The 19,792-nt window shown below is 72.8% G+C and carries 19 protein-coding genes; 6 read left to right on the top strand and 13 right to left on the bottom strand.

Annotated elements, in window-relative coordinates; genetic code table 11:
- Positions 1–192: 192 nt before the first annotated feature.
- Together nusG and A5481_RS33685 are read right to left on the bottom strand one after the other, a co-directional pair.
- Positions 193–801, bottom strand: a complete 609-nt coding sequence (gene nusG, locus A5481_RS18405) for a transcription termination/antitermination protein NusG (RefSeq protein ID WP_245239257.1) — start codon at positions 799–801, stop codon at positions 193–195.
- Positions 802–887: 86 nt separating this feature from the next.
- Positions 888–1,061: a hypothetical protein gene (locus tag A5481_RS33685; RefSeq protein ID WP_156312205.1), complete on the bottom strand. Its 174-nt coding sequence runs from the start codon at positions 1,059–1,061 to the stop codon at positions 888–890.
- A 360-nt stretch (positions 1,062–1,421) separates the two neighbouring features.
- On the opposite strand from A5481_RS33685, the gene A5481_RS18400 reads away from it, so the two are divergent.
- Positions 1,422–2,132, top strand: a complete 711-nt coding sequence (locus A5481_RS18400) for a LexA family transcriptional regulator (protein WP_245239259.1) — start codon at positions 1,422–1,424, stop codon at positions 2,130–2,132.
- 37 nt (positions 2,133–2,169) lie between these two features.
- On the opposite strand, the gene A5481_RS18395 is transcribed toward A5481_RS18400, so the two are convergent.
- The 3 genes from A5481_RS18395 to A5481_RS18385 form a co-directional block, all read right to left on the bottom strand.
- Positions 2,170–2,562 (bottom strand): hypothetical protein, encoded by a 393-nt coding sequence (locus A5481_RS18395; RefSeq protein ID WP_048437540.1) that lies wholly within the window; start codon positions 2,560–2,562, stop codon positions 2,170–2,172.
- A gap of 255 nt (positions 2,563–2,817) precedes the next feature.
- Positions 2,818–3,753, bottom strand: a complete 936-nt coding sequence (locus A5481_RS18390) for an aldo/keto reductase (protein ID WP_064504133.1) — start codon at positions 3,751–3,753, stop codon at positions 2,818–2,820.
- Positions 3,750–4,694 (bottom strand): helix-turn-helix domain-containing protein, encoded by a 945-nt coding sequence (locus A5481_RS18385; protein WP_245239251.1) that lies wholly within the window; start codon positions 4,692–4,694, stop codon positions 3,750–3,752. Before A5481_RS18385 ends, A5481_RS18390 begins: the two co-directional genes overlap by 4 nt.
- Before the next feature lie 114 nt (positions 4,695–4,808).
- Here A5481_RS18385 and pobA point away from each other — a divergent pair, with 114 nt between their 5' ends.
- Positions 4,809–6,008 (top strand): 4-hydroxybenzoate 3-monooxygenase, encoded by a 1,200-nt coding sequence (pobA, locus tag A5481_RS18380; RefSeq protein WP_048437509.1) that lies wholly within the window; start codon positions 4,809–4,811, stop codon positions 6,006–6,008.
- 9 nt (positions 6,009–6,017) lie between these two features.
- Here pobA and A5481_RS18375 read toward each other — a convergent pair whose 3' ends face one another.
- Entirely contained in the window at positions 6,018–6,461 is a 444-nt protein-coding gene (locus A5481_RS18375; protein ID WP_048437507.1) for a PACE efflux transporter, read from the bottom strand.
- A gap of 89 nt (positions 6,462–6,550) precedes the next feature.
- On the opposite strand from A5481_RS18375, the gene A5481_RS18370 reads away from it, so the two are divergent.
- Positions 6,551–7,507: a LysR family transcriptional regulator gene (locus A5481_RS18370; protein ID WP_048437508.1), complete on the top strand. Its 957-nt coding sequence runs from the start codon at positions 6,551–6,553 to the stop codon at positions 7,505–7,507.
- Positions 7,508–7,576: 69 nt separating this feature from the next.
- Here A5481_RS18370 and A5481_RS18365 read toward each other — a convergent pair whose 3' ends face one another.
- The 7 genes from A5481_RS18365 to A5481_RS18335 all read right to left on the bottom strand — a co-directional run bounded on the left by A5481_RS18365 (position 7,577) and on the right by A5481_RS18335 (position 15,144).
- On the bottom strand, positions 7,577–8,626 hold the full coding sequence (locus A5481_RS18365) for a TIGR01620 family protein (protein WP_064504131.1): 1,050 nt from the start codon (positions 8,624–8,626) through the stop codon (positions 7,577–7,579).
- Positions 8,627–8,634: 8 nt separating this feature from the next.
- Positions 8,635–10,098 (bottom strand): YcjX family GTP-binding protein, encoded by a 1,464-nt coding sequence (locus A5481_RS18360; RefSeq protein ID WP_048437237.1) that lies wholly within the window; start codon positions 10,096–10,098, stop codon positions 8,635–8,637.
- Between the two features lie 63 nt (positions 10,099–10,161).
- The gene (locus tag A5481_RS18355; protein ID WP_064504129.1) at positions 10,162–11,352 is read right to left on the bottom strand and encodes a hypothetical protein; all 1,191 of its coding nucleotides are present in this window, start codon (positions 11,350–11,352) and stop codon (positions 10,162–10,164) included.
- A 451-nt stretch (positions 11,353–11,803) separates the two neighbouring features.
- Entirely contained in the window at positions 11,804–12,322 is a 519-nt protein-coding gene (locus tag A5481_RS18350) for a SixA phosphatase family protein (protein ID WP_048436343.1), read from the bottom strand.
- A gap of 3 nt (positions 12,323–12,325) precedes the next feature.
- Positions 12,326–13,171, bottom strand: a complete 846-nt coding sequence (locus A5481_RS18345; RefSeq protein ID WP_048436344.1) for an AAA family ATPase — start codon at positions 13,169–13,171, stop codon at positions 12,326–12,328.
- Between the two features lie 78 nt (positions 13,172–13,249).
- The gene (locus tag A5481_RS18340) at positions 13,250–13,921 is read right to left on the bottom strand and encodes a hypothetical protein (RefSeq protein WP_048436345.1); all 672 of its coding nucleotides are present in this window, start codon (positions 13,919–13,921) and stop codon (positions 13,250–13,252) included.
- Entirely contained in the window at positions 13,918–15,144 is a 1,227-nt protein-coding gene (locus A5481_RS18335; RefSeq protein ID WP_245239104.1) for an ATPase, read from the bottom strand. The genes A5481_RS18340 and A5481_RS18335 overlap by 4 nt, the downstream gene beginning before the upstream one ends.
- Before the next feature lie 280 nt (positions 15,145–15,424).
- Here A5481_RS18335 and A5481_RS18330 point away from each other — a divergent pair, with 280 nt between their 5' ends.
- The 3 genes from A5481_RS18330 to A5481_RS18320 all read left to right on the top strand — a co-directional run bounded on the left by A5481_RS18330 (position 15,425) and on the right by A5481_RS18320 (position 19,789).
- A complete protein-coding gene (locus A5481_RS18330; RefSeq protein WP_048436346.1) occupies positions 15,425–16,729 on the top strand; it encodes a cystathionine gamma-synthase family protein in 1,305 nt (434 codons plus the stop codon).
- A gap of 152 nt (positions 16,730–16,881) precedes the next feature.
- A complete protein-coding gene (locus tag A5481_RS18325) occupies positions 16,882–18,672 on the top strand; it encodes a cation:proton antiporter domain-containing protein (RefSeq protein WP_048435419.1) in 1,791 nt (596 codons plus the stop codon).
- Between the two features lie 13 nt (positions 18,673–18,685).
- Positions 18,686–19,789 (top strand): ATP-dependent DNA helicase, encoded by a 1,104-nt coding sequence (locus A5481_RS18320; protein ID WP_048435420.1) that lies wholly within the window; start codon positions 18,686–18,688, stop codon positions 19,787–19,789.
- The last annotated feature ends 3 nt before the right edge of the window (positions 19,790–19,792 follow it).

Genomic DNA, 19,792 nt, shown 5'->3' with positions numbered 1-19,792 from the left:
GGACACGAGCCGCCCTTCGCCTCGGTGATGCCGTGGGCCGGGTCCGGGGACACATCCCCGCGTCGCGGGGCAGTCGAGCAGCCATCGCCCTCGAGGGCAGGCCGCAGACCCGGATAACCTGAGATCCTTGTACCCGCCCCGCCGATGTTCGTCAAATGTTCTCTTCGGCGGGGCGCGTCTTTCTGGATGCGGTCACTCGCGCTCGATCTGTCCCTCGTCGAGCGTCACCGGGGTCTCGCGTCCGAACAGCGACAGGGCGACCCGGTAGCGCCGCCGGTGCGGATCGATCGTCTCGACCGTGCCGCAGAGAGCCTTGAGCGGCCCGTCGGTCACCCGCACGCCGTCGCCGAGGGCGAACAAGACCGCCCTCACCGCCTCCGCGTCGCCGCCTTCCCCGTCGCGTCCGTGCCCGGTGATCGCGTCGGCGAAGCCCTGGAGCACGGCCGGCGCCACGACGACGGCGCGGCCGTCGCGGAACAGGATCCGGTCGATGCCCGGATGGTCCTCGACCCGCGCGAGGTCGGCATCGTCCCGCAGGCCGACGAAGATCGTGCGGTGGAGGAGCGGGATCCGGGCGGTGCGGCTTCGGCCGGCGTGCGAGGTCAGCACCACCTCCTCCCGCGGGTCGAAGGCGGCGATGCCGGCGGCCTCGAGGTCGCGGGCGGCCCGGGCGGACCAGCGCGGCTTCGTCTCGGCGATCATCCAGACCCGGTCGGCCGCCAGCACGGTCCGGGGGGGGGCGGACCCGGCGGCGCCGGCGTCGGCGGATCTCGGCGGCGCGGTCCGCCGGCGGACGGTCATGCGCCAGGGCCTCGCGGCGGCGGCGGGCGATGCGGCGCTTCGGACGGCTCACGCCGCCCTCCCCGGCCGCCGGGCCGTCGCTGCGTTCAGGCCGCGCCCGGACGATCCGGAGGCGGCTCGCCGGCCGGCGGCGTGCCGGTCGCCTCGCGCGCGGCCTCCCGCGTCAGCGTCTCGGTCGCGCGGATGATCCGGGCGCGTACCATCAGGAACAGGCCGACCCCCGCCGCGAGGGTCCAGAGCACGATCAGGGCAACCTTCATCCGCCCCTCCTGCACCGGAGCGGCGCGCGGCGCGACGGGTCTGCGACGCGCGGCCTCCCCGTTGCGGCGATTCGCCGCCGGGCGGCCGCGACGGTCCCGGGCCCGGGTCGGGGGTCCACATTCCGCCGCCGCGCCACCGGACGGGCGGCCCGCGGCGGAGCGCGAGGAATCGGTGGATCATCGGAGAACTCCCGCAACGAGGGATACGGCGCAAGGATGCCCTTGGGGTAGGGTCCTTGGGGACGGGCGCAGGGCGGGGCAGACGCGAACAGCCTTGCATGCCGCGGGCCTTGCGACTGCGGTTGCTACATGATGTAATGACTTTGCTCAATACCTCAAGTGTCGGGGATTTTCTCTGAGGTGATTCAGTCGGGAGAGAACCGGGTTCGGGCGGCGCAGGGCGAGCGGCTGCGGCAGGCGCGCCTCGCCGCCGGCTACCGCTCGGCGCGGGACGCCGCCCTGCAGAATGCCTGGCCGGAGAGCACGTACCGGGCGCACGAGGCCGGCACCCGGACCATCGGCCAGGACGATGCCGAGCGCTACGCCGCGCGCTTCCGGCGCGACGGCGTCGAGGTGAGCGCCAAGGGGTTGCTGTTCGGCGACGACGACGCGCCGGACGAGGGCGCTCAAGCCGGGGGAATGGTCGTGGGCGTGAAGGGGTTGATCAGCGCCGGCGGCCTGATCGAGACCGGGGACGAGCAGCCCGGGCCGGACGGCGATCTCTTCCGCATCACGGTGCCGTTCGGGGTGCCGCCCGGCACGATCGCGTTCCGGGTCGCCGGCCTGTCGATGTATCCGAAATACGAGCCCGACGACGTGGTGCTGTGCGCCGAGGCCGGGGAGAGCCCGGACCGCCTGCTCGACCTCTACGCCGCGGTCGCGACGGCGGAGGGGCACCGCTTCCTGAAGAAGATCCTGCGCGGCTCGCAGCGCGGCACCTACCACCTCGAGAGCCACAACGCCCCGCTGATGCCCGACCGCCGCCTGGTCTGGGCCTCGGGGATCATCAGCACCGTGCACGCGCAGCACTGGAGCCGGTTCTGCGCCCGCGCCAAGGGGGGCGCATCGTAACGAGGGTCGCTGCCTGTTGCAGCGATCCGGGCCGGGATCAGCTCGCCTGCGCCACCCGGGTCGAGCGGCGCTGCGCGGTCCAGCGGCCGGAGCACAGCGACGACACGTTCCAGGTGCCGGAGCCGGAATTGGCCTGGAGCCGGCCCGAGGCGGCGCCGCTGGCCGAGCCGTGGCGGACGGTCAGCCCGACATTGCCGTCCTGCCCGATGCGCCCGCTCACCGTCGCGCCGCCCTCGCCCGCCGAGGCCACTCGCACGTCGCCCTCGTTGATCGCCAGCGAGACGGAGTAGCGGCTGTCGCACAGGCCCGACTCGGTGACGAGCTGGACCGACCAGGTGCCGTTGAAGCCCCGCCCCTCCGCCGCCGCCGGCTGCAGGCTGGCCGGCAGGGCGGCGCACAGGACGAGGGCGGCGACGGACGACTTGAGCATGGGGACCCCTGGATTTCGATCTGGAACGTCGATCTCGGCGGATCCTGCGAGGCGATCCGCAACCATCCGCGACGCGACCGCTCGCGGTCGTGCGCTGGATGGGAACGATGTGGATGGGGGATCATTAACGCAGGCAGAACGGCAGCAATATGGCGAGGAGATTCGCCCAGCCGCCGGATCGACTGGGCGATCTGCCAAGTTTCACCGCCGCCATACTGCCGAGCTACTTCGGAGACCAGAGCGTTCAGCTTCGATTCAGGCCGGCAGCGTCGCCGCCATGCGGCGGCGCAGGGTCGCGTCGGGCAGCGGGCCGGTGCCGGCGCGCAGGTTCTCCGCCATGTGGCGGGGATCGGCGGTGCCGGGGATCGCGCAGGTCACGGCCGGATGGCCGATCACGAATTTCAGCAGGATCTCGCCCCAGGAGGCGCAGCCGAGCTCCGCCGCGTAGTCGGGCAGCGGCCGGTGGGCGAGGCGGCGCAGGAGCCCGCCGCCGCCGAAGGGCCGGTTGACCAGCACCGCCACGCCGCGCTCGGCGGCGAGCGGCAGCAGGCGCTCCTCCGCCGCCCGGTCGTCGAGGGCGTAGTTGATCTGGAGAAAGTCCAGCCGCTCGGCCCGCAGCACCGCCTCGACGGCGTCGTAGGCGCTCTCGGTGTAGTGCGAGATGCCGAGGTGGCGGATGCGGCCCTCCTCCTTCCAGGCCCGGAGGGTCGGCAGGTGGGTGCGCCAGTCGAGCAGGTTGTGGATCTGCATCAGGTCGAGCCGCCCGGTGCGCAGGAGCCGGAACGAGCGGTTCATCTGCGCGATGCCCGCCTCGCGCCCGCTGGTCCAGACCTTGGTGGCGAGGAAGGTGCGGTCGCGGGCGTCCAGCCCCGCCACGAGGTCGCCGGCGACGGCCTCGGCTCGGCCGTACATCGGCGAGGAATCGATCACCCGGCCGCCCCGATCGAGCAGCGTCGCCACCACCTCGCGCAAGGGGGCCCGCTCGGCGGCCGCCTCGCCGACGTCGAAGCCGCGCCAGGTGCCGAGCCCGATCACCGGCAGCGTTTCGCCGCTCGCCGGGATCGGCCGCCGGTGCAGCGCCCCGGCCGGCCGGGGCTCCTGCGCGGCCGCCCCGCCGCCCCCGAGGGCGACGGCCGCCAGCGCGCCGCCGAGGAATCCCTGCCGGGTCAGCCCGTTCCGTTCCGTCGTCATCGCGTCCCGTCCCTGTCCGCGCCGCGCCTGTCGCGAAACGCCCGCGGGCATTCCCCGGTGCCCTTGGCGAAGAAGCGCGAGAAATAGGCCGGGTCGGAGAAGCCCAGGCCGTAGGCGATCTCGGCGATGCCGAGGTCGGAATAGAGCAGGCTGCGCTTGGCCTCGATCAGCCGGCGTTCGCGGATGATCCGCCCGGGGCTCATGCCCGCCACCGCCCGGCAGGCGGCGCGCAGCCGCGCCTCGGTCACCCCGAGATCGTCGGCATAGGCCGAGAGCGGCCGCTCGCGGCGGTGATGCGCCTCGACGAGGTCGCGGAACCGTGCGGCGAGGAGCGCCTGCGGGCCCGGCGCGGCCGGGGGCGCCCGCAGGGCCGCGAGCCGCCGCAGGCCGGCGACGAGCAGCAGCATCAGCTGTGCCTCGACCGCGCCGCGCCGCCCCGGCGCCGCCCAGGCGAGCTCCCTGGCGAGCTCGGCCACCGCCTCCTCGACCGGGCCCGGCTCCGGCAGGGCGAGCGAGGCGGGGCCGGCGAACAGGGCCGCCAGTTCCGGCTCGCGACCGCACAGGTCGCGCAGGTAGCGCGCCGAGAGGGTCAGCACAGTCCCGACCGTGCCGTCGGCGAAGCGGAACCCGTGGGCGGTCCCGGCCGGCACCACCAGCAGGCAGGGCCCCGCGAAGGCCAGGCGCTCGGCCTCGGCCCGCATCTCCCCCGTCCCTTCGGCGATCAGCAGGATCTGGTGCAGGCCGGAATGGACGTGCGGCCGGATGGTCCAGCGGTTCGGCCGGCTGCGATCGTCCAAGGCCTCGAGGTGCAGGAAACGGTCGCCGGTGTCCCGCGGCGCCTCGCCGTAGAGGAAGAAGTGCGGCACCGCAGGGAGTTGGGGCGGGTCGAGGCGCATCGCGGGCCGGCTCTCGCGCGAACGGGGCGTGTTCGGAAAATCCAACTTTTTCCACGTCCCGTCCATCGTCAACCGGCGCGGCGCCGGTCACCTTTCCGCCACGGGCAGCCATCGCCGAGACGGTGGCGCCAGGGAAGGACACGCCGCATGCCCAGCCAGATCCGCACTCAGGTCGCCATCATCGGCGCCGGCCCGGCCGGCCTGTTCCTCGCCCATCTGCTGGCCCGGGCCGGGATCGACGCGGTGGTGCTGGAGCGCCGCACCCGCGACTACGTCGAGGGCCGGGTGCGGGCGGGCGTGCTCGAACAGGGCACGGTCGCGCTGATGGAGAAACTCGGCCTCGACGCGCGTCTCAAGGCCGAGGGCCTGGTCCATACCGGCACCAACCTCGCCTATGACGGCGAGATCTTCCGCGTCGACATGGCGGCGCTCACCGGCGGCGCCGCCGTCACGGTCTACGGCCAGCAGGAGGTGATGCGCGACCTGTTCGACGCCGCCGAGCCCCGCGGCGTGACGATCGTGTTCGAGGCCGAGGACCTGCGGCTCGACGGCCTCGCCGGCGAGAGCCCGAGCGTCGCGTTCACCAGGGACGGCGTCGCGCAGGTCCTCGCCTGCGACTTCGTCGCCGCCTGCGACGGCTTTCACGGCGTCGGCCGCGCGGCGATTCCCGCCGACGTGCTCAAGGTCTACGAGCGGGTCTACCCGTTCGGCTGGCTCGGCATCCTGGCCGAGGTGCCGCCGGTCAACCACGAGCTGATCTACGCCAACCACGCCAACGGCTTCGCGCTCGCCAGCATGCGCTCGCCGACCCGCAGCCGCTACTACGTCCAGGTCGGCCTCGACGAGCGGATCGAGGACTGGCCGGACGAGCGGTTCTGGGACGAGGTCGAGACGCGGCTCGGGCCCCAGGCCTCCGCCGGGCTGGTGCGCGGCCCGTCCTTCGAGAAGAGCATCGCCCCCCTGCGCAGCTTCGTCGCCGAGCCGATGGCTTACGGCCGCCTGTTCCTCGCCGGCGACGCCGCTCACATCGTCCCGCCGACGGGCGCCAAGGGCATGAACCTCGCGGTCTCCGACGTCGCGATGCTCGCCGAGGCGCTGACCCAGCACTATTCGGAGCGCGATGCGTCCGGGCTCGACGGCTACTCGGCCCGGGCGCTCGCCCGGGTGTGGAAGGCCGAGCGCTTCAGCTGGTGGTTCACCGGCCTCACCCACCGCTTCCCCGAGATGGACGATTTCGCGCGCCGGATGCAGGTGGCGGAGCTCGCCTATATCCGGGGATCGCAGGCGGCGCAGACGGCGATCGCGGAGAATTACGTCGGGTTGCCGATGGGATTCGGGGGCGAACCGCCGAGCCTGTGACGGGCGGCGTCAGCGCGACGGCTGCGCCGCGACCTCGCCCCAGCTCTTCAGCGGGAACGCCCTGTCGTACCCTAGGTTGAAGACGAAGGCGTAGGCCACGTAGAACAGGGCGATCGCGATATCCATCACGAAGGCCTGGACGAGGCCGATGCCGAGATACCAGGCGATCGGCGGCAGCAGGATCACCAGCAATCCGGCCTCGAACAGCACGGCGTGGCCCAGGCGGAGGGGCAGACTCTTGCGCGTATGCCCGAGGAACCGCTGCATCGCCCGGTCGAAGCCCAGATTGTAGACGTAGTTCCACACCGTCGCCGCGATGGCGCTGCCGACGCCGATCACGCCCATCTCGGAGGTGTGCAGCCCGAACAGGGCGGTTCCGAGCGGGATGATGAGCGCGAGGCCGATGACCTCGAACAGCAGGGCGTGGCGGATGCGGTCGCGGGTGCTGCGCATGGGATGTCCCCGAAAGAGCCGGTTGGTTCGCGGCGTTCTATCGGCGATGCTGCGCCCTGCAAGTTGGCACATATCGGAGAAACAGATAGGTGGCGGTCTCTCTCGACCAGCTCCAGGCCTTCGTGGCGGCGGCCGAGGCCGGGTCGTTCTCGGGCGCAGCCCGCGCCTTGCGCAAGGCGCAATCGGCCGTCAGCATGCAGGTGGCCAATCTCGAGGCGGATCTGGGGCTCGACCTGTTCAGCCGGGCCGGCCGCAACCCGGTCCTCACCCCGGCCGGCGAGCGGCTGCTCCTCGAGGCGCGGGTCGTGCTCGACCGGCGCGAGCACCTGATCGGCGTCGCGCGCAGCCTGGAGCAGCGGGTCGAGCACCGGCTGGTCGTCGCGATCGACGAGCTCTACCCCGAGCACGCGCTCGGCGCCCTCTTCGCCGAGTTCGCCCGGGCCTTCCCCCATGTCGAGCTGGAGCTGCTCTTCCCGCTGATGGAGGATGTCAGCCGCATGGTGCAGTCGGGCGCCGCCGATCTCGGCGTGATGTGGCGCCAGGAGGTTTTGCCGACGGAACTCGGCTTCCAGACCATCGGCTGGGTCCCGCTCAAGCTCGTCTGCGGCCGCGATCACCCGCTCGCCAAGGGTTCGCTCGACAAGCCCCGGGTGGAGTGGGAGGAACTGAAGCGCCACCGCCAGATCCTCGTCGCCGCCCGCAGCGACGGCCCCGAGAAACGCCGCCTGCGGGTGGCGGCCGAGGTGTGGTGGGTGGAGAGCCACTGGGTGATCCTCGAGATGGTGAAGCACGGGATCGGCTGGGCCTTCGTCACCGACCACGTCATCGCCGCCTCGCTCACCGCGCCGTACCTCGTCACGCCGGATCTGCAGTTCGACCAGGGCGACTGGCCGATCGCCCTGGAGCTGGTCTGGCACAAGCAGCGGCCGTGCGGGCCGGCGGCGGCATGGCTGCGGGAGCGGTTCGCAGCCGAAAGAGTCGGTGGGCTCTCGGGTGATGAGCGAGCGGCCGATTTTCGCAGGCCTTCCCCTTTCCCGGACGATTGAAGCGTCAGCGGACGGAGACCCGGGCCAGGGGAGGATGACGACGAAACGCGGGGCCTGCCGGACGTCGCTCTATCGCGGCCCGTCCCGCTCCTCCCCATCACCCCCACCCCGCAACAGCTCCCCCGCCACGTCCCCCAACCGCGGCGCCGGCTCGCGGGTGAACGGCAGCGGCCGGCACACCGCCAGAGCCGCGAGCCCGAACCGCGCCGTCATCAACCCGTTCAGCACGCCCTCCCCGAGCTTCGCCGAGATCCGCGCGGCGACGCCCAGACCCAGCACCGACTGCACCAGGCTGTCGCCGACCGCGACGCTGCCGGTGACGGCGAGATGGGCGAGCGCCGCCCGGGCGAGGCGCAGGAAGCCGAACAGGCCGGGCCGGCCGCCGTAGATCGTGGCGATGCGGCGAAGGAGGCGGACGCCTGCGAAGATCACGAAGCCGACATCGACGATCGCCCGCGGGCTCAGCGCCGTCACCGCCGAGACCTGCTTGGCGGTCTCGGCCACCGCCGCCTTGGCGGCGCGGTCGAGGGAGGCCAGCAGCTCGGCCTCGGCGATGCCGATCCGGTCCTCGACGTCGAGGATCTGGTCGTCGAGGGCGGCGAGCCGCGCGCGGGCGGCGCTCGCCGCCGGGCGCCCGGCATAGAGGCCGGAGAGCTTGCGCACCACGCTCTTCGCGGCGCTGTGGTCGCGGGAGCGCAGCGCGTCGAGGGCCTCCTCGCGCAGGGCCTCGATCCGGCGCTCGCGCAGGACCCCGGCCACCTCGCGCCAGACGATCGCGAGCAGCGCCACCACGGCGACCGCCAGCAGCACCAGGGCCACGATGCCGAGCCAGGGCGCGGCGGAGAAGAGATCGGCGATCAGGCGCTCGACCGCGAGGCCGATGCCGAGGGAGGCCAGCCCTCCGAGGGCCGAGAGCAGCATCGCGGCCCAGGGCGCGCGGGCGCGCGGCGCCACCGGCACGGCGACGCCGTCGGCGGCCTCGACGATCTCGAACGGCTCCTCCACCACCCGGATTCCGTCGGGCAGGGCCGTCTCGGTGCCGGGTGGCGGCGGGGCCGTCGGGGCCTGCGTGCCGGCGGGAGGCAGGCGGAAGGCGCGGGGCTTCGGTGCGTCGGTCATCAGGACCCTCAGGCGAGGCGGTCGCCGATCAGGAAGTTCAGGGCGCGGTCGAGGCGGATCTGCGGCAGGCGGCCCGGGCGGCCGAGCGCGTCGCGCGAGACGAGGGGCGGGCGGAAGCGCGGGAAGCGGAGCGAGCCCGGCGCGACCGCGCCTTCGAGCACGGCGTCCGGGCGCTCGGGCAGCTCGCCGGGAAAGATCGCCGCTTCGGTCTCGCCGTCGAAGGTCTCGCCGTCGATGCTCTCGCCCGCCTCCGGCGTGCCGGCCACCGCCCGGAAGGCGTGCGGCCCGTCATGCACCACCGTCTCGCGGGTCGAGCGCACCGAGGCGAGCGCCTGGGTGCTGACATGGGCGCCGGCGGCCTCGGTGCGCCGCAGCGAGCGGGCGACGAGGAGACGCAGGAGCGCGTCGAGCCGGTCGTGGCTCGTATGGTGGAGGTGGTCGGCCTTGGTGGCGGCGAACAGGATCCGGTCGGCCCGCGGCGCGAAGAACCGCGACAGGAGGGTGTTGCGCCCGACCCTGAGGCTCATCAGCACCCGGTCGAGGGCCTCTTCCAGCTCGGCGAGGGCCGCCGCCCCGGCATCGACCGCCGCCAGCACGTCGACGAGCACGATCTGCCGGTCGATGCGCTGGAAGTGGTCGCGGAAGAACGGCGTCACCACCCGGAACTTGTAGGCCTCGAAGCGGCGTTGCATCAGGCCGCCCAGGCTGTCGGGGTTGACCGGGCCGTTCAGGAGCAGAGGCGCGAAGGTCAGCGCCGGCGAGCCGGCGAGGTCGCCCGGCATCAGGAAGCGGCCGGGCGGCGTCGTCGCCACCGCTTCCGGGCCGGCCCGCACGGCGGCGAGGTAGGTGGTGAAGGCCTCGCTCGCCCGTTCGGCCACGATCTCGTCGAGGGGCTGGTTCGGGTCGAGCGCCCGCAGCGAGGCGAGCCAGGGCGCCGCCATCGCGGCCCGGCCGGGGCGCTCGGCGGCGGCGATCGTCTCGCGCGACCAGCCCTCGTAGGTCTGCTCGATCAGCGCGAGGTCCAGCAGCCACTCGCCCGGATAGTCGACGATGTCGACCATCAGGCTCGCAGGTCCCGTGCGCCAGCCGCTCCTGCGCTCGTAATCAATCTCGAGGCGCAGCTGGCTGATCCGGTCGGTCGAGCGCGGCCAGCGCCGCGCCTCGGTCAGCGCCGCGAAATGGTCCTCGTAGGGAAAGCGCGGCACCGCGTCGTCGGGCTGCGGCACCAGGCGGGCGCGGCGCAGCCTGCCCTCCTGCGAGGCGCGGAGCGCCGGCAGCGGGTGGAGGCCGGTGAGCTGGTGCACCAGCGCAGTCGTGAACACCGTCTTGCCCGACCGGGCGAGGCCCGTGACGCCGAGCCGCACCGTCGGCTGGACCAGGAGGTCGTTCGAGGCCTCCGCGAGCGAGCGCGTGGCCTCGGTGACGGACTTGGCGAGGGAGCCGGCACGCGCGGCGAGGTCGGTCAGGGGCACGCGGTACGCTCTCGCTTCATCGTGATCCGGGAGGTGGCGCGGAGAGGCGGCTTCCGCAAGGGCTCAGGGGGCGGCGTCCGCCTGCTGCCGGGCCGCCCCGCGCTCGGCCTCGGCCCGGGCGATCGCCGCGGCGACGAGGGCCGGGCTCGCCCGCAAGGCCCCGAGCTCGACCGAGGACATCGCCAGCAGCACCGGGGCGAGGCGCGCGGTGGCGTGGCCGTCGGCGGTGAACAGGCCGAGATCGTCGGCGGGCTTCACGCCGACGCTGCCGGCGATGCGGGCGGCGTAGTTCTGGATGCGGATCTCGTCCGAGCCGCAGAGCGGCGCGGGCGGGCGCAGGGCCGGCGGCAGGGCCGAGACCGGGGCGGCGGCGAGGGTCGGCAGGGCGGCGGCTTCCGCCGCGAGGCGGGCGCCGTCGAGGATCCGGCCCGGCTCGATCGCGGCGGCGGGGCGGGGGGCCTCGCCGATGCCGGTGGCGATGGTGGGGAGCGGCGGCACCTTCACGGCCCGGACCGGCAGGCGCGGGCGGCCCTGCATCCGGGCGAGCGCCGACCAGGGCTGGACACGCAGGGCGGTGCCGGCGACGGGTCGCGCCGGCTGCCGCGCGGTCGGAACCCGCGCGACCCGCCGGGGTGCCCCGCCGCGGCCGTGGGTGGCGAGGAAGCGCGCCCTGAGCGTGCGGCCGATACCCTGCGGCGCCAGGGAGGCCAGGGCCGGCGAGGCCGCCCGCACCGGGCTCCCGGCCCGGCCCGGCGGGGCCGCCCGCACGGCGAGCGGCGCGGCGCATTCCGCCGGTGCCCAGCGCCGGACGATCGCGAGGGCCGAGCGGCGCCCGTACTCGCCGTAATAGCGCCTGAGCAGCGACACCGCGGCATCGGCCCCCTGCCCGGCGGTGGCGAAGCCGGTATGGCCCTCCTGGTCGCCGCCGATCTCGCCGTCCCAGCGCGCCCGCTTGATGCACCAGTAATTGTTGAGCTTGACGCAGCGGGCCACGAAGGCCGGATCGCCCGGCGCCGCCCAGGCGGTCCAGGCGAGCGAGAGCGGCAGGAGCCCGTCGCGGGTCTCGGCCCGCCAGTTCGAGACCGCCCGCGCCTCGGGCCGGTAGACCGGGATCTCGCGCGTCGGCGCCGCCAGGGCGGAGGCGGCGGCGAGCCCGTCGCCGATTCGCGCAGCACTGTCCCTGACCAGGGCGGCACCCGCATCGGCAGCGGGTCCGGCCGCGAGGCTCAAGGCGAGGAAGGCGGTGAGGATCACGGGGGCCGGTTTGCCGTTGCTGAAGGCGAAGCCTGTCTTAAGCGATTGGCTGGTTGCTGCGTTCCACCGACCAGGGCATGTGTCTCCCGCGGGCGGCGGGGCTGTCCAGGGGCAATAAAAGGCGCGGGTTCCTCCTCTCCCCGCGGGCGCAGGACTGTCCGGGGAAAAGATTGGCGCGGGATCCCCTCTCCCGTGTGGGAGAGAGGTTAGGGGTGAGGGTGTGACGCTTCCGCGTAAAACTCAGGCCGTGGTGCTGGCAGCTCGACCACCGAGTTTAATTCTGAACCGTCTCCACCCTCACCCCTACCCCTCTCCCACACGGGAGAGGGGATCCCGTGCTTGATCTTTCAAGGGATTTTCCCCGGACAGTCCTGCCGCGGGCGGGGAGAGGCGTGAGCTCCGAAGGGGCTCAGAGAGCCCGCAGGGCGAGGGTGAGGGGGGCGGAAGAGTCTCACTCGTCCTCGCCGTGCCCCAGGCTTTTCGGCGTCACGAACCGCTCGACATCGCCCTCCCCGGCCTCGACCTCGGCCCAGGATTCCACGGCCAAGTCGATCACCGTGATCGCCGCCGTCGGATACTTCTTGGTCAGCGCCCGCCGCGCGTCGCTCGGCTTGGAGAGCAGGCGGGCGAGGTCCTGGAAGCCCGGATTGTGGCCGATCATCAGGGCGGTCGCGACGTCGTCCGGGATCGACCGCACCACGTCGAGGAGGCGCGAGACCGGGGCCTCGTAGATCTGCGGCACGGTCTCGTCCGGTGCCATCCCGAGGGCCGGCCTGACGAGGTCCCAGGTCTCCTGCGTGCGCCGGGCCGGCGAGACCAGTACCCGGTCGGGGATCAGCCCTTGCGCCGCCAGGTAGGCGGCCATCTTGGGCGCGGCGTCCCGGCCGCGGGGCGCGAGCGGCCGGTCGACGTCCGACGTGCCGTCCGGCCAGTCGGACTTGGCGTGGCGGAGGAGGATCAGGCGGCGCATCGGTCAACGCCCCTCGCGGCGGTTCAGGAAGGCGAGCTTCTCGAACAGCCCGACATCCTGCTCGTTCTTCAGGAGCGCCCCGTGCAGCGGCGGGATCAGCTTGCGGGGGTCGCGCTCGCGCAAGGTCTCGGGTCCGATGTCCTCGGCCATCAGGAGCTTCAACCAGTCGAGCAGCTCGGAGGTCGAGGGTTTCTTCTTGAGGCCCGGTGCCTCGCGCACTTCGAGGAAGATCCGCAGCGCTTCCTCGACCAGGCGCTGCTTGATGCCCGGGTAATGCACGTCGACGATCGCCTTCAGCGTGTCGGCGTCCGGGAACTTGATGTAGTGGAAGAAGCACCGGCGCAGGAAGGCGTCCGGCAGCTCCTTCTCGTTGTTCGAGGTGATGATGACGATCGGGCGGCGCGCCGCCCGCACCGTCTCGCCGGTCTCGTAGACGTGGAACTCCATCCGGTCGAGCTCGAGCAGGAGGTCGTTCGGGAACTCGATGTCGGCCTTGTCGATCTCGTCGATCAGGAGTACCGGGCGCTCGGGGGCCGTGAAGGCGTCCCACAGCTTGCCGCGGCGGATGTAGTTGGCGATGTCCGAGACCCGCGGGTCGCCGAGCTGCGAGTCGCGCAGGCGCGATACCGCGTCGTACTCGTAGAGGCCCTGCTGCGCCTTGGTGGTCGATTTGATGTGCCAGGTGAGCAGCGGGGCGCCCAGGCCCCGGGCGATCTCCTCGGCCAGCACGGTCTTGCCGGTGCCCGGCTCGCCCTTGACGAGGAGCGGCCGCTCTAGGGTGATGGCGGCGTTGACCGCGACGGTGAGGTCGCCGGTGGCGACGTAGCTCTCGGTTCCGGTGAAGCGCATCGGGCTCGCGTCAGTCCTGCTCGAAGGAATTGACCCGACCCTATGCGGGGACGGCGGCGCTGGCGAGCCCCGCCCGCCTCACGGCTTCGACGGATCGAACCACACGCAGCTGCGGGCGATCGTCGCGAAGTTCACCTCGGAGCGGGCCGGCTGCAGCAGGACCTCGCCGTTGATCGCGACCGTGGTCGTCGTCGAGGTGTTGCCGTCGCCGAAGGTCTGGGGCCGGCTCACGTAGCAATACTGCTTCTCGGGCTTCTGCTCGTCGCCCTTGAAGTCCCAGCCGGTGACGATCGAGCCGTCGAGATAGGGCACGACCTTGAACACCGTGAAGCTGGTGCGGATGGCCGCCGCGGCGCTCGCCGGCGCCTCGGTCTTGCCCTGGTTGCCGGTGATCGCGGCGATGTCGGGCCGTCCCTCGCCCTTCGTCTTCGCCGCCGGGAGGCCGCCTTCGATCTTGAGGGTGTTGTCGGTGAGCCGGACCTCGCCGCTCGTCTTGAGCGTCGTGGTCTCGAGGGCCTGGGTCAGGGCCTTGGCGAGCTTGTCGGAGGCGCTGCCGACCTCGTTCATCGTGGCGTAGCCGTAGAAGGCGGCGCCGAGGCCTGCGCCCGCCAGCCCGACGAACGCCCCGAACCCGATCGCCCGGAACAGGAAGGCGCGGGCGTTGGAGATCCGGGCCTCGGCCCGCAGGCGCCCGTTGACGTGCTGGGCGAGCGCGACGTTCTCCGGCGTGCCCGGTGCGTGGTAGCTCACGGTCTCGGCCTCTCGATGCGGTCGTCGTCGCGTGCCGGCGGTGCCGGGGGCGTGCCGGCCTGCGGCACGGTCGGCGAGCGGCGCTGGTCGAGGGGGATCGCGGCGCCCGAGGCCACCGCCTCCCGCACCGCCCGCTCCGCGTCGTTCATCACCATCCGGCTCTCGGCGATCTGGTTGAGCAGCAGCGGCACGCCCTCGGCCTGCATCACCGCGTCGAGGTCGTCCTCGTCGCGGTAGGTCTTGCGCACCTGGACCGCGCAGAGCGCCAGCAGCGTCGAGGCGAAGGCGGCGCAGAGCGCGGGCGCGAAGACGAAGATGCGCAGGAAGGCGTGGACCTGCTGGTCGGTGACGTCGACCGGGTCGGCGCCGTAGACCATCGCCGTGAAGGAGTGCAGTTGCGAGCGCCGCACCGCGTCGCGATACGCTCCTTCCGCCTCCGTCACCCGGCGGTCGGCGGCGGCGCGGTCGAGCTGGGCCCGGGCGGCGCGGGCTTCCGTGAGGTTCTTCGCCACCACCGCCCGCTCGTCGCCCGCGCTCTTCAGGCTGCCGGCGATGGTGGCGGTGCGCGGATCGGTGACGCAGCGCAGGTAATTGTAGCGCCTGCCCCGACTGTTGGTGCCCGACAGGCGCTCGCAGCGCTGGCCCGGCAGGCCGGCGAGCTGCGACGAGGCCTCGGCGGTGCGCTTCTCGAGCGAAGCGGCCTCGGCCGCGTATTGCGCCACCCGGGCATCGGCCTGGGCGATGCGGTTGTCGATGGTGCCCCGGTCGGCCTCCGCCTCTTTCAGGATCGTGCGGGCCTTCGAGGCCTCGGCGAGGCGGGGATGGAACATCATCTCGCCGAGCTGCGACACCGACTTGGTGGTCACGCCCGCCGCCATCACGATGCCGACGATCGCCAGGCCCTTGATCAGCCAGTCGCGCTGCACCCGGATCAGGATGCCGAGCGGCACCCGGCACAGCTCGATCGCCGCGTAGACGATCGGCGCCAGCAGCATGAACCAGAAGCTCTGGTCGTTGGGGTTCGCGTAGGTCTCGGCGAAGAACCAGGCGCCGGCGAGCGAGGTGCAGATCACCAGCGCCTCGACGAGATACGCGATGGCGACGTAGCCCCAGCGGATGCGGTAGCCCTTGCGGATCGCCCGGTCCTGCTTCCAGGCATCGGTCTCGTCGGTCCAGGCGCGCTTCTCGCGCACCACCACCCGATCGGGAGGCTGTCGGCTCATCACCACTCCTCGCACCACTCCCCGTCTGACCGCCCGGGATCCCTGGCCGCCCGGGGTCGCGGCCGCGTACACGGAATCTCAATCCTTCACGTTACGGGGGTTTTGCGCCGAAAATGCGCCTTGGGCGAGCGGCGCCCCCCGCGGCGCAGCGTCCGGGCGGCGCTTTACGCACCGCAAAACGCCGGGTGCCGCGTTAGAACTGACGCCTGTGGCGCGATCGCCGCGCCCGAAACCCGAGGCCGCCTCGCGGCGGCGCCACCAGACCGGAGCGAGGCCCCGCATGTCGGACGACCGCTACCACAAGGACCGATTGGGCAACCGCCGCCTGGCGCCTGAGACCCTGATGCTCGGCTACGGCTACGACCCCGCCCTGTCGGAGGGGGCGGTGAAGCCGCCGGTCTTCCTGACCTCGACCTTCGTGTTCACCTCCGCCGAGCACGGCAAGGCGTTCTTCGACTACGTCTCCGGGCGGCGCGAGCCGCCGGCCGGCGAGGCGGCGGGGCTGGTCTATTCCCGCTTCAACCACCCCAACAGCGAGATCGTCGAGGACCGCCTGGCGGTGTTCGAGGAGGCGGAGGCCGCGCTGCTGTTTTCCTCCGGCATGTCGGCGATCGCCACGGTGATCCTGGCGCATGCCCGGCCCGGCGACGTGGTGCTGCACTCGCAGCCGCTCTACGGCGGCACCGAGACGCTGATCGCCAAGACGCTGGCCGGGTTCGGCATCGGCGCGGTCGGCTTCCAGGACGGCACCGACGAGGCGAGCGTCGCGGCGGCGGCGGACGCCGCGGAGGCGCTGGCCAAGGAGAGCGGCGGGCGGGTCAGCGTCGTGATGGTCGAGACGCCGTCCAACCCGCTGAACACGCTCGTCGACCTCGCGCTGGTGCGCGGGGCGGCCGACCGGATCGGCGCCCGCCAGGGCGGGCAGGCGCCGGTCGTGGTCTGCGACAACACGCTCCTCGGCCCGCTCTTCCAGCATCCCTTGCGCTTTGGCGCCGACATCTCGGTCTACTCGCTGACGAAATACGTCGGCGGCCATTCCGACCTCATCGCCGGGGCGGCGCTCGGCTCGGCGGCCCGGATGAAGCCGGTGCGGCTCCTGCGCTCCGCAATCGGCACCCAGCTCGACCCGCATTCGTGCTGGATGCTCGGGCGCTCGCTCGAGACCCTGACGCTCCGGATGGAGAAGGCGAACCGCAACGGCGAGATCATCGCCGAACGCCTGCGCGCCCATCCGAAGGTGACGCGGCTCCACCATCTCGGCCACCTCGAGCCCGGCTCCGGCGCGGCGCGGGTCTACGCCGCGCAATGCGCCGCCCCGGGCTCGACCTTCTCGTTCGACGTCGCGGGCGGTGAGCCGGAGGCGTTCCGGGTGCTGAACGCGCTCCAGCTGTTCAAGCTCGCGGTGAGCTTAGGGGGCACCGAATCGCTCGCGAGCCACCCGGCCTCCACCACCCATTCGGGGGTGCCGAAGGCGGTGCGCGACCGCCTCGGCGTCACCGACGCGACGATCCGGGTCTCGATCGGCATCGAGCATCCGGAGGACCTGGCGGCGGATCTGGCGGCGGCGCTCGCGACCCTGGATTGAAAAACCCGGCCGGCGGCCGCGAAAGCGCCGGCCGCGCCTCCCTTTCGGCTTGCCCCGCCGGCCTCCCTCCGCATGATGGCGGCCTCGAGCCCCGGCTGCGCCTCGCGCCGGGGCGCCCCCCATCCGCGATCCGAGAGGCCCCGCCGCTCCCGATGACCGAGCACGCCGCGTCCGGCTCCTACAAGGAGGTCATCCTGTTCCTGGTCACGGCCGGGATCGTGGTGCCGTTGTTCCACCGCCTGCGCATCAGCCCGGTCCTCGGCTTCATCGGGGCGGGCGCGCTCCTCGGACCGTCGGGCCTCGGGCGGCTCGCCGAGACGGTGCCGTGGCTCGGCGTGGTGACGATCTCGAGCCGCACCGAGATCGCCCACCTCGCCGAGCTCGGCGTGGTGTTCCTGATGTTCATGATCGGGGTCGAGCTGTCGTGGGAGCGCCTGCGCATCCTGCGCCGCCTCGTCTTCGGCCTCGGCTCGCTGCAGGTGGTGGTGTCGAGCCTGCTCGTCGGGGCGGTGCTGATGGCGCTCGACGTCTCGCCCCTCGCGGCGATCCTGGTCGGGCTGGCGCTGGCTTTGTCCTCCACCGCCATCGTCCTGCCGGTGCTCGCCGAGCAGAAGCGGCTCAACACCCCGGCCGGCCGGGCGAGCTTCGCGGTGCTGCTGTTCCAGGACCTCGCCGTCGCGCCCGTCCTGTTCGCCATCGCGGTGCTCGGCCGCAAGGACAGCGACGCGCTGACCGGCCTCGCGCTGGCGCTCGGCCAGGCGGCGGTGGCGCTCGCTCTGCTGGTCGGCGCCGGGCGGCTGGGCCTGAGGCCGCTGTTCCAGCTCGTCGCGCGCACCCGCAGCCCCGAACTCTTCATGGCGGCCTGCCTCCTCGTCATCGCGGCGACCGCCCTGGTGGCCGCGGCGAGCGGGTTGTCGATGACGCTCGGCGCCTTCGTGGCCGGGCTGCTCTTGGCCGAGACCGAGTACCGCCGGGCGATCGAGGCGACGATCGACCCGTTCAAGGGCCTGCTTCTCGGCGTGTTCTTCGTCTCGGTCGGCATGGGGATCGACCCGGCGGTGCTGATGAAGACGCCGCTGACCATCCTCGGCCTCGCCCTCGGCCTCCTCGTCCTCAAGGGCGGGGTGATCGTCGCGATCGGAACGGCGTTGCGCCTGCCCCGGGCGGTGGCCCTCGAATCCGCCCTCCTGCTCGGGCCCGGGGGCGAGTTCGCCTTCGTGCTCGTCGGCAGCGCGCTCGCCGCCGGCCTCGTGCCGGAGGATCTCGGCCAGGCGGCGCTCGTCGTCACCACCGCCACGATGGTGATGATCCCGGGCCTCGCGGCGCTCGCCCGCCGCCTCGGCCGGCGGATCGACCGGACCTCCCTCGGACGGGCCCGGGCCGAGCCGCCGCCGGCGGAGCGCCAGCCCGGCCGGGTGATCGTCGCCGGCTACGGCCGGGTCGGCCGGCTCGTCGCCGAGATGCTGGCTCGCCACAAGGTGCCCTACATCGCCCTCGACATGGATGCCGCCCGGGTCTCCGACCAGCGCCGCCTCGGCAACCCGGTCTATTTCGGCGATTCGGCCAATCCCGACCTCCTGCGCCGCTGCGGCATCGACACCGCCCGGGCGCTGGTCGTCACCCTCGACCAGCCCCGCGCCGTCGAGGCGGTGGTGGCCGCCGCCCGCGCCGAGCGGCCGGACCTGACCATCGTGGCGCGCGCCCGCGACGCGCGCCACGCCACCGCGCTCTACGAGATGGGCGTGGACGATGCCGTGCCGGAGACGATCGAGGCCTCGCTCCAGCTCTCGGAGGCGGTGCTGGTCGATGTCGGGGTGCCGATGGGCCTCGTCATCGCGTCGATCCACGAGCGCCGCGACGAGTTCCGGGCGATCCTGCGCCGCAAGGAGGCGCCGCCGGCCGCCCCGTTCCAGGCCCGCCGCACCGTCGGCAAACCCCAGTGATCGTGAGAGAAGCGTGAGCGAACTCGGGCCCCAGCAGGAAGCGGCGCTCAAGGCGGTGTCGGATTGGCTGAAGCGCGGCAGCCCGCAGGTCTTCCGCCTGTTCGGCTTCGCCGGCACCGGCAAGACGACGCTCGCCCGGCGCCTCGCCGAGGACGTCGAGGGCGGGGTGCTGTTCTGCGCCTATACCGGCAAGGCGGCCTCCGTCATGCGCGCCCGCGGCTGCCCGGACGCCTCCACCATCCACAGCCTGATCTACCGCACCCGCGAGGATACCGAGGGCGGGCCGGCCTTCACTCTCAACCGCACCGGGCCGGTGAGCAAGGCGGCCCTCGTCGTCATCGACGAGTGCTCGATGGTCGACGGCGACCTCGGCAACGACCTCCTCTCCTTCGGCACGCCGGTCCTGGTGCTCGGCGATCCGGCGCAGCTGCCGCCGGTGAAGGGCGGCGGCTTCTTCACCGAGGCCGAGCCCGACGTGATGCTCACCGAGGTCCATCGCCAGGCCGCCGACAACCCGATCGTGCGCCTCGCCATGACGGTGCGGGAGGGCGGACGGCTGGAACTCGGCGCCTACGGCGAGAGCCGGGTGATCCCGCGCCGCGACATCGACCCGCAGACGGTGCTCGCCGCCGACCAGGTGCTGGTCGGGATGAATCGCACGCGGCGGCTCTATAACGGCCGCATCCGCGAGCTGGTCGGCCACGTCGACCCGATGCCGGCGGTGGGCGAGAAGCTGGTCTGCCTGCGCAACGACCGCACCAAGGGCCTGCTCAACGGCTCGACCTGGACCGTCCAGGCCCTGCGTGCCGCCCCCCGCCCCGACCTCGTGCGCCTCGAGGTGGTGCCGGAGGACGATCCGGCGCTGCGCCGCAAGCCCCAGGACATCCGGGTCCTGCGCTCGATCATCGCCGGCAGCGAGGAGGAGGTGCCGGCGATCCTACGCCGCGAAACCGAGGAATTCACCTACGGCTACGCGCTCACCGTGCACAAGGCGCAGGGTTCGCAGTGGGACAAGGTCGTTTTGTTCGACGAATCCTACGCCTTCCGCGAGCACCGGGCGCGCTGGCTCTACACGGCCCTGACCCGGGCGGCGGAGGCGATCACCGTGGTGGTGTAGGGG

The sequence above is a fragment of the Methylobacterium platani genome (assembly GCF_001653715.1).
Taxonomy (GTDB): Bacteria; Pseudomonadota; Alphaproteobacteria; order Rhizobiales; family Beijerinckiaceae; genus Methylobacterium; species Methylobacterium platani.
This window is presented reverse-complemented; position numbering and strand designations above follow the sequence as displayed.

Excerpts from the sequence above, each read along its gene's own strand:
- nusG (WP_245239257.1), bottom strand. The coding sequence starts at position 801 with ATGACCGTCCGCCGGCGGACCGCGCCGCCGAGATCCGCCGACGCCGGC.
- A5481_RS33685 (WP_156312205.1), bottom strand. The coding sequence starts at position 1,061 with ATGAAGGTTGCCCTGATCGTGCTCTGGACCCTCGCGGCGGGGGTCGGC.
- A5481_RS18395 (WP_048437540.1), bottom strand. The coding sequence starts at position 2,562 with ATGCTCAAGTCGTCCGTCGCCGCCCTCGTCCTGTGCGCCGCCCTGCCG.
- A5481_RS18390 (WP_064504133.1), bottom strand. The coding sequence starts at position 3,753 with ATGACGACGGAACGGAACGGGCTGACCCGGCAGGGATTCCTCGGCGGC.
- A5481_RS18375 (WP_048437507.1), bottom strand. The coding sequence starts at position 6,461 with ATGCGCAGCACCCGCGACCGCATCCGCCACGCCCTGCTGTTCGAGGTC.
- A5481_RS18365 (WP_064504131.1), bottom strand. The coding sequence starts at position 8,626 with ATGACCGACGCACCGAAGCCCCGCGCCTTCCGCCTGCCTCCCGCCGGC.
- A5481_RS18350 (WP_048436343.1), bottom strand. The coding sequence starts at position 12,322 with ATGCGCCGCCTGATCCTCCTCCGCCACGCCAAGTCCGACTGGCCGGAC.
- A5481_RS18345 (WP_048436344.1), bottom strand. The coding sequence starts at position 13,171 with ATGCGCTTCACCGGAACCGAGAGCTACGTCGCCACCGGCGACCTCACC.
- A5481_RS18335 (WP_245239104.1), bottom strand. The coding sequence starts at position 15,144 with ATGAGCCGACAGCCTCCCGATCGGGTGGTGGTGCGCGAGAAGCGCGCC.
- A5481_RS18330 (WP_048436346.1), top strand. The coding sequence starts at position 15,425 with ATGTCGGACGACCGCTACCACAAGGACCGATTGGGCAACCGCCGCCTG.
- A5481_RS18325 (WP_048435419.1), top strand. The coding sequence starts at position 16,882 with ATGACCGAGCACGCCGCGTCCGGCTCCTACAAGGAGGTCATCCTGTTC.